The sequence below is a fragment of the Aeromonas sp. CU5 genome, assembly GCF_002586745.1.
Lineage (GTDB): Bacteria > Pseudomonadota > Gammaproteobacteria > Enterobacterales > Aeromonadaceae > Aeromonas > Aeromonas sobria.
In genome coordinates, this window is the sequence record NZ_CP023817.1 from 1,415,590 (window position 1) to 1,427,613 (window position 12,024).

Annotated in this window: 10 protein-coding genes; 7 read left to right on the plus strand and 3 right to left on the minus strand. The window is 58.1% G+C overall.

Features of this window, described 5'->3' with window-relative positions:
* Positions 1-74 precede the first annotated feature (74 nt).
* The 3 genes from CK911_RS06285 to CK911_RS06300 all read right to left on the minus strand — a co-directional run bounded on the left by CK911_RS06285 (position 75) and on the right by CK911_RS06300 (position 3,720).
* Entirely contained in the window at positions 75-1,376 is a 1,302-nt protein-coding gene (locus tag CK911_RS06285; protein ID WP_253860388.1) for a diguanylate cyclase, read from the minus strand.
* Positions 1,377-1,610: 234 nt separating this feature from the next.
* Complete coding sequence (locus CK911_RS06290) at positions 1,611-1,814, minus strand: hypothetical protein (RefSeq protein WP_042021824.1); 204 nt, start codon at positions 1,812-1,814, stop codon at positions 1,611-1,613.
* Positions 1,815-2,478: 664 nt separating this feature from the next.
* Positions 2,479-3,720 carry a permease gene (locus CK911_RS06300; RefSeq protein ID WP_098969361.1) on the minus strand — a complete coding sequence of 414 codons (1,242 nt, stop codon included), beginning with the start codon at positions 3,718-3,720 and terminating at the stop codon, positions 2,479-2,481.
* A 216-nt stretch (positions 3,721-3,936) separates the two neighbouring features.
* On the opposite strand from CK911_RS06300, the gene CK911_RS06305 reads away from it, so the two are divergent.
* From CK911_RS06305 to hybE, 7 genes are all read left to right on the plus strand, one after another.
* Entirely contained in the window at positions 3,937-4,923 is a 987-nt protein-coding gene (locus CK911_RS06305) for a Wadjet anti-phage system protein JetD domain-containing protein (protein WP_098969362.1), read from the plus strand.
* A 911-nt stretch (positions 4,924-5,834) separates the two neighbouring features.
* Positions 5,835-6,968: a hydrogenase 2 small subunit gene (hybO, locus tag CK911_RS06310; RefSeq protein WP_068978527.1), complete on the plus strand. Its 1,134-nt coding sequence runs from the start codon at positions 5,835-5,837 to the stop codon at positions 6,966-6,968.
* Between the two features lie 2 nt (positions 6,969-6,970).
* Positions 6,971-8,020: a hydrogenase 2 operon protein HybA gene (gene hybA, locus CK911_RS06315; RefSeq protein ID WP_098969363.1), complete on the plus strand. Its 1,050-nt coding sequence runs from the start codon at positions 6,971-6,973 to the stop codon at positions 8,018-8,020.
* On the plus strand, positions 8,013-9,200 hold the full coding sequence (gene hybB / locus CK911_RS06320) for a Ni/Fe-hydrogenase cytochrome b subunit (protein ID WP_098969364.1): 1,188 nt from the start codon (positions 8,013-8,015) through the stop codon (positions 9,198-9,200). The genes hybA and hybB overlap by 8 nt, the downstream gene beginning before the upstream one ends.
* Positions 9,197-10,900, plus strand: coding sequence for a hydrogenase 2 large subunit (hybC, locus tag CK911_RS06325; protein ID WP_098969365.1), 1,704 nt, complete (start codon positions 9,197-9,199; stop codon positions 10,898-10,900). The genes hybB and hybC overlap by 4 nt, the downstream gene beginning before the upstream one ends.
* On the plus strand, positions 10,900-11,430 hold the full coding sequence (locus CK911_RS06330) for a HyaD/HybD family hydrogenase maturation endopeptidase (RefSeq protein WP_098969366.1): 531 nt from the start codon (positions 10,900-10,902) through the stop codon (positions 11,428-11,430). The genes hybC and CK911_RS06330 overlap by 1 nt, the downstream gene beginning before the upstream one ends.
* Positions 11,412-11,930 (plus strand): hydrogenase-2 assembly chaperone, encoded by a 519-nt coding sequence (gene hybE / locus CK911_RS06335; protein WP_098969367.1) that lies wholly within the window; start codon positions 11,412-11,414, stop codon positions 11,928-11,930. The genes CK911_RS06330 and hybE overlap by 19 nt, the downstream gene beginning before the upstream one ends.
* The last annotated feature ends 94 nt before the right edge of the window (positions 11,931-12,024 follow it).

Below are 12,024 nucleotides of genomic sequence, written 5' to 3' on the forward strand. Positions count from 1 at the left end.
ACTGCGCCAGCGTGGGCCATCAATCTGAGGGACAACAGAAGGAGAGTGGAGGGTCGCAGGCCCCCGTTGTTTAGCTAGTCTGCTTTGCACACCACGCAATTGCGGCCAGCCTGTTTGGCTTGATAGAGCATCTGGTCGGCGCGGGCGTAGAGGCTTTCCATCAATTCGCCCTCACTATTTTCCACCAACCCTGCGCTGATGGTGATGATGAGTTCATCGCCATCGTGCAGGCCTAACGGACTTTGCATCACCTGTTGGCACAGCCTTTCGGCCAGCGACGAAGCCGCCGACACCCTGGTGTTGGGCAGTAAAATGGCAAATTCGTCGCCGCCGATGCGGGCTAGCACATCTTCGCTGCGCAGCACCGATTGCATCACCCTGCCCAGATGAATCAGCGCCCTGTCCCCCAAGGGGTGACCATAGCGATCGTTGATGCACTTGAACTGATCCACGTCCAGTACCATCAGTACCGATTTGACGTGGTGGCGGGCATTCAAACTCAGGTTCTTTTCGCATACCTCAAAGAAGAAACGGCGATTATAGAGGCCGGTGAGGCCATCTTGCACCGACTGCTTATGCAGTTGTTCCTTGAGTTGATGCAGCTCGGTGATATCGGAGGAGATGCCGATCAGGGTCGGGGTGCCATCGGCCAGTAAAAAGGGCACCTTGACGGACCAGTAGTATTGCTGATTGCCCTCAATATCGGTCAATGACTCTTCCCCGGCTTGCAGCTCGCCCGTTTCGAATACCCGGTTGTCCAGCCGCCACAGCTGGCAGGCGCTGGCCGCAGGGATCACCTCGTCATCGCGCCGGTTGATGATCTGTTCGGCAGGCAAGCCAAGCAGTTCGGCGACCTTCTGATTGACATACAGAAAGCGGTGCTGGCTGTCTTTCATATAGATATGGGCATCCACGTTGGCGAGGATAATTTCCAGCAATTGATGCTGCTCTGCCAGATGGGCCTCGATCTGCTTCTTCTCGGTGATATCGGTAGAGATGCCGCACAGGCCAATCAGTGCGCCATCCCTGCCATACATGGGCTTTTTTACGCTCCAGTAGATGCGTTTCTCACCGGTCTCTTTGAGGTAGTTGATCTCCTCCTGACAAATCTCGATCTGCTGTGTCAGTACCTGACGATCATGACGTTGCAGGGTATCCGAGTGGTCGAGGTCAAAAAAAGCACTGTCATCCTGGCCCTGCAACTCGGCCAGGGTGCAACCAAAGAGATCCAGCACGGCCTGATTGGCATAGACGTAGCGGCCATCCAGATCTTTGGTAAAGAGATAGGCACCGATCTCGTTGAAGATCGATTTGAGGTGATCCAGCTCATATTCTAATCGGGTGGATAAGGGGGCATCCTTCATGGGGTTGGCCATCCTTGGTCATTACAATGCGAGCGTTGTATACCGATGCAATGGGTATCAACTGCTTTAAATTAAGCACGGATCCCGAGATCATTCACGATTATTCCCGCAAGATCAGCGCCATATCACAAAGCATCTGTTGTGGGTGACGTGGCGGGATTTATAAGAGCCCTTTGCGAAGGCAGCCAGCACCTGTGGCGCCGGGGTGAGTGGCCATTATTGACGAGATCGACCGGATCGATGTAGTTACCCCTGCGGTATTCTGACCCCTTTATCAAGATAGAGGCTGCTGTAGTGAGAGCGATGGGTGACGAACATCACCTGATGACGGCTACCGTCGGAGAGGATAATAAAGTCGCCCGTCATGGCGGGGCTCTGCAGGGTGATCTCCTGCTCCGGGGTGGTCAGGCGATCGACATCTTCTTTGAAGGTGAGGGTGTAAGAGTACATATGGCGCTCCACTGCTGGCTCATATCAAACACTCTGTTGAAGGTAGCTGCTGGCAAGGCCATACGCGGCGCCCGAATGGCGCCGTTAGAGCAAAAAGCAGGATAATCGGGTTGAACCGGGTTTTGGGGGGGAGCCGCAACCTGGTTAACCCAGGCCACTGATGTGCAAAACCGCCAGCTTAAGGTGGCCAACATATCGGGCTCACTTCACGCAGGCGGTTTTTGTTATTGAGGTATGTTCAGCCGCTATTTCAGGGCTTTTTTCAGTTTCTTGATCTTGCCTTCATGTTTGGCAATTTTCTCAAGACGTGCGGCGATCTTCTTCTTGATCTCTTTTTTGTTCACTTTGGCCATAGGTGGCGCTCCTTTGCTATGGGGACACACAAGGTGTCATGGTGGTCTGTCCTTCGACAACCCAGCCTGCCACAGGCGCCCGCTCTGGGCCAGCACTCTGTTGTATTAATAGACAGTTTTCGCTGGGGTGACCATATACCAGGCCGTCGAGAATTCAGACAGATCAGTGACACAGCGGTAGGCAGATCTGCAGGCAGGCATAGTACTTTTCGGCGTTGTGTCCACCGGTTGCCACATTCACGATGCCATTAGCATCGCCCCCTGGCGGACGAATAAGAGGTGTCGCCGACCCCTTGTTGGTAGGCCGACCCTTATGCCTTATGCGGGGCAAGCCACTGCAGCAGTTGTTGGCCAACTTGCGGGCTGGCGAGCAGCGCCATATGGCTGGTGCGATAGGCAATCATGGTATGAGAAGGGGGGAAGGCCAGCTGGTGGCGCGCCTCGTTGTGTTGGCCGAGGGCGCTACGCAAGGGGACCAGCCCATCGCCAATCAATCTGTCTGCCAGCAGACTGCGTTTGGCGGCGGTGGTGGCCGCGATGGCAAAGCAGTTCACCCCGGCAGGCAGGGGCAGTGGCGTGCGCGGATCCCGCAAGGGCGTGGAATGGTCGGGCGCTGCGAGCGGCTCGATCACCTTGCCGTGGCGCAGATCCTTGATCCCGATGCTGCGCACCCTTGCCAGCCTGACAAAGGGCTCTGTGTAAGTGGTAGCGGGCAACAGTTGCTCTAGCCAATGGCCGGCATGTTCCAGCGGCGCACCATGGTGGGGGGTGCCGATAAAGAGTAGGTTACCTAGGTGTGCGGGCCAGGTGAGATCGTCGTGGCTGGCATAATGACAAGCGCTGCGGGCAACCAGCCCTCCCATGCTGTAGCCCAGCACGTTGATCTCCTTGAGTTGCCCCGGCCAGTGGTTGGTCAACTGTTCCAGCAACAGGGCCAGCTGTTGGCCATTTTGGGCAATGGGCAGCCCCGAGTTGTAGCGCAGATAGAGGGGCACATAACCAAGGGTATTAGCCAGCTGCTCCCCATGATTGACTGGCTGGTCCTGATAGCGGGTTTGCCACTGCAGATCATTCATGCACAGGCCATGGACCATCAACAGTATCCGTCCTTCGGGGGGAAGATCTGCGGGCATCGCCTGCCAATCAAGAGGCTTGCCTTGATAGCGCAGGGTCATGGGGGTGGCGAGGGCATTGTCGCTCTCGACCAGCTTGTCCCCCATTATCCCGTTGAGGGTGGCGATCAGGGCGGCGCGTTTGGGGGTCTCGGGAATGTGGTGCAACGGCGGGGTCGGCGGCAGGTGCGTCAGCAGCCCATTAATGCCATGGCTCAAGGTGTTGGCCGCCCCATGCACACCTTTGTAAACCAGCCCGGTGATCCCCCCAGTCTTCCCTTTGTCCCGCCCCTTAAACCCCATGCCGCCCAATATCGCTTGATGCACAGCTTCGGTCATCTGTACTGCGGCGGGCAGGGCCAGGGTAAGCAACTGCGCCAGCTCGCGGAGATCCGAAACATGCCATGAGGAGGGTTGTGGTTTGTCTGTCGACTGGGTCATGGGAAGCCCTTGTGAAAGCGGGTATCGCGTTGTCGGCCCGTGCCGTACATTGGCGGCGTATCTCTCTATCAAACCAGCTTGCGCCGTTTGTGGCGGGTTTACCAGTAACGAGCCGGGCATGGAGGCTCTGATGAGAACCGCTTGCGAAGCTGGTCACAGTAATGACAGGGAAAATCACCTCTACTTCGTCATATGAAGCCATGTGGGGAGGTGAGGATGTCGCTGTTTGATGAAGTCCGGGTACAGGAGTTGTGTGCACGGTTGCTCGATAGCCAGAACGAGAAGGGCTACTCCCTTGAGAGCCGGCATGGTCGGGAGTTGAAGGAGTTGTTGCAGACGCATTGTGGCTTAAGACCTGTCGGTCGCAGTGCCCGTCATGTATTGACGGAGGCGGGACGCGCTTATCTGATCGGACAGTTAGCGCAGGTGCAGCCCCCCGAACCGGACAAGGGAGAGCGGTTGCAAAGCCTGGGGATAGCGTTGCCGTCACGGCTCAATCAGGCCAGCTTTCATGCGCTCTGGCACGGGGATAGCAAACATCCGCGCGTCGGGGGCAACGCCAACCCACAGTGTGTGAACATGACCTTGACGCAGGATGAGGTGATCCGCCTGCGCACGCTGGATCCGCTCTCATTGGTCGATAAGCATGGCCAGCCGCAGGATATGACGGCGGTGATAACGCTACTGGGTGAGCTGGTCTTGCCTGAGCGGGCGCTGGTCACCCTGGCGGCTATCTGGTGGCAAGGGCATCAGGTCATCACGGTGGAGAACAAGGGCGCCTTTGTTGACTACCCGCTCCAGCCCGGGCAACTGCTGCTGTTTGCCCCCGGGCGTAATACCACCCTTGCTAAACGGCTTATCCCGCTATTGCCGCAGGGGGTGCAGTGGGCTCACTTTGGCGATCTCGATCAACGGGGTATTGATATCGCCATCGAGCTGGCGCGCGACCTTGATCGTCCTGCGCTGCTCTGGCTACCTTGCGATCTGCGGACCTATCTGGGTCATTACGCCCGGCCTGTGGGCTCCTTCACCGCTGGCTGTGGCAAGATCCCCTGGCGTGCGCTGCCGTTGACTGAGGATGAAGGGGGAACGGAAGTGCTCCCCTGGCTGGATGTGCTGAAGAGTCAGGCCCAGTGGCTCGAGCAGGAGGTATTGATTACCGCGTCAGCTTGGCGGTGCTGGCCATTGGCAAGGTCGAGTTGAACTCATCAGGGCATCACTCATCTGCAGAATAGTGGTGATGCTATCGTGATGTCAGAGTGAATCTTCGGGTGGCAACTATTATCATCTTGCCATGATGAGGGAGGTATAAATATTCCAGTATGGCCATTGAATAAGAGCTTTTATCATTATCGTGGTGTGTTCATGTCCATTTACGTGTTGGTTAATTACGTGAGGTGACGTTAAGGTAAATATTGTGCTGTTTAACAATGTAACTTGTATATTAACGAACAACTCATCAACAATAACGACATTACCAATATGTTAATGGCGCGGTACTGGCGTTTTTTGGAGCACCACGAAATGTGAATCACCATTCATTTTTGTGCGTAAATTTCGCCATTTGAGAAAATTTTTCCTATCGGATAAGCAGGGCGGTTGTAGGGGCTGTTTTTCCATTGATAGCGTGGTGGGTGCCAGCAAGGGGAACGCAATGGGCCTGACGCAAGCCTGACCCGCTACCCGCCAGTGCTGCCGGTGCAGGCGCATCAGGCAAGGGAGCCAGGCATCCAGTCCGATAGGGGGCAGCAAAGGGGGCGACAGAAATATGCGACATGGTGCATGAAGATATATCCAGCGGAGCATTTATGGCGACGTATCCGGTTTGTGAAATTAAGAATGTGCCCAAGTCGCCGCCCATATTAATTTAACCATTTGGTAAAGATTGGTCTGTTGTGCGATTAATTATTTGGCATCCAATTAAATTCATTAAATTTACGCGGTAGCTGGTATCTCTTTAGGGGTAAATAATTTTATTTGTGATGTAGCTCGCCTCGAAAATAGGGGTAAGCCTGTCGAAATTGATAGAGATCAATACTGCAGGGTGGGTGAGTCCTTAGCATTTCCGCTATTAAGCATTTACCAAACAAGTGCTCACTACGGGAATAAGAAGAATGGTCGAGGATAATTTTTTATCGGCTCATGGGATTAATCGCCGTGATTTTATGAAATTGTGTGCCGGGATGGCCGCAACCCTGGGATTAAGTCAGAATGCCGTCGCCAAGATGGCCACCGCGCTCACCAGCCCCGAGCGGCCGCCGGTGATCTGGATTGGGGCGCAGGAGTGTACCGGTTGTACCGAGTCACTGCTGCGGGCAACTCACCCCACCATCGAGAACCTGATCCTCAATACCATTTCGCTGGAGTACCACGAGGTACTCTCGGCTGCGTTTGGTCATCAGGCGGAAGAGAACAAGCACAACGCCATCAAGCGCTATAAAGGCAAGTATCTGCTGGTGGTGGATGGTTCCATTCCGCTGAAAGATGGTGGCGTCTACTGCATGGTGGCCGGTGAGCCCATCGTCGACCATATTCGCCGTGCCGCCGTCGATGCGGCTGCCGTCATTGCAATCGGCTCCTGCTCCGCCTGGGGCGGTGTGCCCGCCAGCGGTAGCAACCCGACCGGCGCCGTCAGCCTGGAAGAGGCCCTCGGTAATATCGGCACCCCGATCATCAATATCCCGGGTTGCCCGCCCAATCCCCACAACTTCCTCACCACGGTTGCCTACTACATCACTTACGGCAAGCTGCCAGCGCTGGATAGCAAGAAGCGCCCGTTGTTTGCCTACGAGCGCCTGATCCATGAGAACTGCGAGCGTCGTCCGCACTTCGACGCAGGGCGTTTTGCCAAGGAGTTTGGTGATGAGGGTCACCGTCAGGGCTGGTGTCTCTACCATCTGGGCTGTAAAGGACCGGAGACCTATGGCAACTGCTCGACCCTGGAGTTCTGCGATGTGGGCGGCGGCATCTGGCCGGTCGGCATTGGCCACCCCTGCTATGGCTGCAACGAGCAGGGGGTCGGTTTTAGCAAGGGGATCTTCCAGCTCGCCAAGGTCGAGAACCCGACCCCGCGGGTGGATAAACCCGATGTGAAGATCCAGGAGGGGGGCTATACCTCGCCCACCGCGACCGGCCTTATCGGTGGTGCCCTCGGGGTGCTGGTGGGGGTGAGTCTGATGACGGTGCGTGAACTCGGTCGCCAGCAGAAGCGCCACGAAGCCGGGCAGCACCCATCACGGGAGGAGTAACCGTGAACAGACGCAATTTCCTCAAATTCGCCTCTGCCAGCGCGCTGGCGGCAGGGGCTGCCGTGCCCGGCACTGCACTGGCGGCGGCAAAGAACAAGCCGCCCATTCCCGGGTCGCTTGGCATGTTGTATGACTCCACCCTCTGCGTCGGCTGTCAGGCCTGTGTGGCGGAGTGTCAGCGTTTGAATGGCAACCCGTCCAATCCGGAGGGAGCACAGACCTGGTCCACCAACGACAAGCTGACCCCCTACACCAACAACATCATTCAGGTGTGGAAGAGCGGCACGGGTGAGCATAAGGATCAGCTGGTGGATGGCTACGCCTACATTAAAAAGCAGTGCATGCACTGCGTCGATCCCAACTGCGTCTCGGTCTGTCCGGTGCAGGCCCTTAAAAAAGATCCCAAGACCGGCATCGTTCACTACGACCCAAGCGTCTGCACCGGCTGCCGCTACTGCATGGTGGGCTGCCCGTTCGATGTGCCCAAATATGATTACGACAACCCGCTGGGGGCGATCCACAAGTGCGAGCTCTGCAACCAGAAAGGGCTTGAACGGATTGATCAGGGCAAACTGCCTGGCTGTGTCGAGGTGTGCCCCACCGGCGCCGTGATTTTCGGCACCCGCGAGGAGCTGATGGCCGAGGCCAAGCGCCGCCTGCTGGCGAGCCCGGGCAGCGAATATGCCTATCCGCGCCAGACCCTCTCCGCCAACGACCCCTACCTGCACGAAGTGCCCAACTACCAGCCTTACGTCTATGGCGAGAAGGAAGGGGGCGGCACTCAGGTGCTGGTGCTGGCCGGGGTGCCCTATATCAAGCTCGATATGCCCGACCTGCCGGAGCTCTCCTCCGGTGCCCGCTCCGAGCATATCCAGCACACCCTCTACAAGGGGATGGTGCTACCCATGGTGGTGCTGACCGGCCTCTCGGTGCTGATCCGCCGCAATACCAAGAAGAACGGTCACGATCACCATCATGACGATGATCATGATCAGGGGAGTGCGCAGATCAAGGATCAGGACGCAACAAAGGGAGGCAAGGATCATGAGTAACCATAAGGCTCATCCCCTCGGCGGCAAGCTGGTCAGCTGGCCGGTGCTGGTGCTGGCACCTTTTGCCGTGCTGTGCGGCATGCTGATCCTCAAACGTCTCGTCTTCGGTCTGGGCTCGGTCACCGATCTCAACGGTGGCTATCCCTGGGGGCTGTGGATCTCCTTTGACCTCTTGATCGGGACCGGTTTCGCCTGTGGCGGCTGGGCACTGGCCTGGGCGGTCTATGTGTTCAACCGCGGCGAGTATCACCCGCTGGTGCGACCGGCTCTGCTGGCGAGCCTGTTTGGCTACTCGCTGGGTGGCCTCTCCATCACCATCGATGTGGGGCGTTACTGGAACCTGCCGTACTTCTACCTGCCCGGCCACTTCAATACCTCCTCGGTTCTGTTCGAGACGGCGGTCTGCATGACCATCTATATCGGGGTGATGGCGCTGGAGTTCGCGCCGGTATTGCTGGAGAAGTTTGGCTGGAAGGCGTCACTCATTCGCCTCAACAAGATCATGTTCTTCGTACTGGCGCTGGGGGCACTGCTGCCCACCATGCACCAATCCTCCATGGGCTCCCTGATGATAGTGGCGGGGGAGAAGATCCATCCGCTCTGGCAAAGCTACGAGCTGTTGCCGGTCTTCTCGCTGTTGACCGCCTTTATCATGGGCTTTTCCATCGTGGTGTTTGAGGGCTCTTTGGTACAGGCGGGACTGGCGGGACGTGGCCCCAACGAGAAGTCGCTGTTCTACAAGTTGACCCAGGTGATCGATATCTTCCTGATCCTGTTTGTGGCGCTGCGCTTTGCCGAGATCGTCATCAATGACAAGTCGGCCTATCTCTCCGAGTTCAACCGCTTCTCCATCATGTTCTGGAGCGAGATTGCGCTGATGATCTTCCCGCTGCTGGTGTTCCACTGGGACAAGAGCCGCCGCGATTCGCGCATGTTGTTCCTGGGGGCCCTCAGCATGCTGCTGGGCGCAGCCCTCTGGCGACTGGATTACTCCCTGCTCGCCTTCAACCCCGGCAATGGCTACCACTACTTCCCCTCCGCGGAGGAGGTGCTGATCTCCGTTGGCTTCGTGGCCATCGAGGTGTGTGCCTATTTACTGCTGATCCGGCTGTTGCCGGTACTGCCATCACTTGAACGTGTTCACCAAGATTATCAGGCCCGAGGGAAAGTCAACGTATGAGCCAACGAATCACCATAGACCCCATCACCCGTATTGAGGGGCACCTGCGTATCGACTGCGAAATCGAAGGCGGCAAAGTCACCAAAGCCTGGTCGTCCGGCACCATGTGGCGCGGGATGGAGGAGATTGTCAAAGGGCAAGACCCACGGGATGCCTGGATGATAGTGCAGCGGATCTGCGGGGTATGTACCTCCATTCACGCCATCGCCTCGGTGCGGGCGGTGGAGAATGCGATCGGCGCCAAGGTGCCGGTCAATGCCCAGTTTATCCGCAACCTCATCATCGCGGCCCACAACATCCACGATCACATCGTCCACTTCTACCAGCTCTCGGCGCTGGACTGGGTGGACATCACGGCCGCGCTGCAGGCCAATCCGCAAAAAGCGGCGGATATCCTCAAGGGGGTCTCTACCTGGTCCCTCAACAGCGCCGAAGAGTTGACCAAGGTGCAAGACAAGATCCGCGCCCTGGTGGCCAGTGGCCAGCTCGGCATCTTTGCCAACGGCTACTGGGGTCACAAGGAGATGAAGCTGAGCCCGGAGGTGAACCTCATCGCCGTGGCCCACTACCTGCAGGCACTGGAATGCCAGCGCGATGCCAACCGCATCGTCGCCATTCTGGGTGGCAAGACCCCGCACATTCAAAACCTGGCGGTGGGCGGGGTTGCCAACCCCATCAATCTGGATGCACCGAGCGTGCTCAACCTTGAGCGGCTGCTCTATGTGAAGAGCTTTATCGACCGGCTCGGCGAGTTTATCGAGCAGGTCTACAAGGTGGATGCCGCCATCATCGCCGCTCACTACCCCGAGTGGCTGAGTCTGGGGCAGGGGGCCAAGCACTACCTGAGCGTGCCGGAGCTCCCCACCGACGCCAACGGCGGCAGCTTCCTGATGCCGGGTGGCTACATTGAGAACGGCAATCTGGCGGGTTATCGCCCCATCGAGAGCCATCAGGATGGCTGGTTGATGGACGGTATTGCGGAGAGCAACAAGCACGCCTGGTACAAGGATGACGAGCCCCTCAAGCCGTGGGAGGGCAAAACTGAGCCCAACTACACCGGCTGGCAGGATGATGGCAAATACTCCTGGGTCAAATCCCCCACCTTCTACGGCAAGGTGGTGGAGGTGGGGCCGCTCGCAGACTTGCTGGTGAAACTGGCTGCCAAACACCCGGAAACGGTGGCGCACTTCGACCAGCTGAACGGCATCTATAAGGCGCTCACCGGCTCGGCTATCAAGACCGAACAGCTGCACTCCACCATGGGCCGCATCATCGGCCGCGCGGTGCGCTGCTGTGTGCTCAAAGATACCCTGGCGCACCAGTGGAAGGCGCTTGTCGACAACATTGGCAAGGGGGATACCACCGCCTACATCAAGGCCGAGATCCCGGCAGACAAAGAGTTTCGCGGGGTGGGCTTTGAAGAGGCGCCGCGCGGCATGCTCTCCCACTGGATCGTGATCAAGGGTGGCAAGATCGAGAACTATCAGGCGGTGGTGCCATCGACCTGGAACTCGGGCCCGAGAAACTTCAATGATGAGCCTGGCCCTTATGAGCAGGCGCTGGTGGGCACCCCGGTGGCGGATCCGGCCAAACCGCTGGAGGTGGTGCGTACCATCCACTCGTTCGACCCCTGCATGTCCTGTGCGGTTCACGTGGTGGATACCCAAAATGGCGAAACGACTCAGGTGAAGGTGCTGTGATGAACACCCTGATCCTGGGCGTAGGCAATCTGCTGTTGAGCGATGAAGCCGTCGGCGTGCGTATCGTCGAGGCGCTGGGGCGCGAATACCGTTTCGCCCCCGGTATCGAGCTGCTCGATGGCGGCACCGCCGGTATGGAGCTGCTCGAAGCCATGGCCAGTCGCGACCACATCATTCTGGCGGATGCAGTGCGCAGCGGTAATCCACCGGGCACCGTGGTGACCCTGAAAGATGAGGAGGTCCCGACCCTGTTTGGCCGCAAGATCTCCCCGCACCAGCTTGGGCTGGCGGATGTGCTCTCGGCGCTGTACATGACGGATGAGTCGCCAACGCGGCTCACCCTGATCGGCATAGAACCCGAATCCCTCGAACCGCGCATCGGGCTCACCCCAGTGGTGGCAGCCGCCATGGGGGAGGCGACGGATCGGATTTTGACCCTGTTGGCCAGTGTTGGCGCCCCCGCCATCCCGCTCTCTGAGCAGGAGAAAGCTGAACAAGCTCGGGAGGGCTTATGGCGCAGTCCCATTTAAGCGAGGCAGATGCCATGCAGGAACGCGTGCAGAAGTTCACCGGTTTTGCCAGCAATCCCGCGCCGTTACTGGTAGCCCAGTATGAGCGGATCGCCCGAGAGGAGATGCAAGGGCTGCCCTTCTATCACGCCACCATGCCCATCGTGGCCGAGTGCGTGCTGTTTGAAGAGCAGTGGCTCGGCTGCGTGCTCACCCCCTGGATGCTGAGCGTGGTGGTGTTGCCGGGGCCGGATCAACTGTGGCCGGTGCGCAGCAGCAGCGATCGCCTCGCCCTGCAGCTCCCCTGCGGCAATATGACCTTTATGGTGGGTGAACTGCCCGAAAGTGGTCAGCTGCTGGCCTGCTCCCTGATGTCGCCGCTCGAACCCCATCTCGGGGCCGAGCAGGGGCGCTCACTGGTGAGCAGCACCCTCAAGATGTTGCACTCCTTGCCGGTGCAGCAAGGGGCTGGCGGTGTGGATCTGGGGCGCAGGCGGCTATTCGGTGCACGGCGTGGCTAACCGGCATAGTCGCTAGGTTTCACGCGAAATCAAGTTTAGAATAGGGGGCCACTTTGGCCCCTCACTCGCATTTACCTGCACGCATTCAACCTCT

Excerpts from the sequence above, each read along its gene's own strand:
- hybE (WP_098969367.1), top strand. The coding sequence starts at position 11,412 with ATGGCGCAGTCCCATTTAAGCGAGGCAGATGCCATGCAGGAACGCGTG.
- CK911_RS06330 (WP_098969366.1), top strand. The coding sequence starts at position 10,900 with ATGAACACCCTGATCCTGGGCGTAGGCAATCTGCTGTTGAGCGATGAA.
- hybO (WP_068978527.1), top strand. The coding sequence starts at position 5,835 with ATGGTCGAGGATAATTTTTTATCGGCTCATGGGATTAATCGCCGTGAT.
- CK911_RS06305 (WP_098969362.1), top strand. The coding sequence starts at position 3,937 with ATGTCGCTGTTTGATGAAGTCCGGGTACAGGAGTTGTGTGCACGGTTG.
- CK911_RS06300 (WP_098969361.1), bottom strand. The coding sequence starts at position 3,720 with ATGACCCAGTCGACAGACAAACCACAACCCTCCTCATGGCATGTTTCG.
- hybB (WP_098969364.1), top strand. The coding sequence starts at position 8,013 with ATGAGTAACCATAAGGCTCATCCCCTCGGCGGCAAGCTGGTCAGCTGG.
- hybC (WP_098969365.1), top strand. The coding sequence starts at position 9,197 with ATGAGCCAACGAATCACCATAGACCCCATCACCCGTATTGAGGGGCAC.
- CK911_RS06290 (WP_042021824.1), bottom strand. The coding sequence starts at position 1,814 with ATGTACTCTTACACCCTCACCTTCAAAGAAGATGTCGATCGCCTGACC.
- CK911_RS06285 (WP_253860388.1), bottom strand. The coding sequence starts at position 1,376 with ATGGCCAACCCCATGAAGGATGCCCCCTTATCCACCCGATTAGAATAT.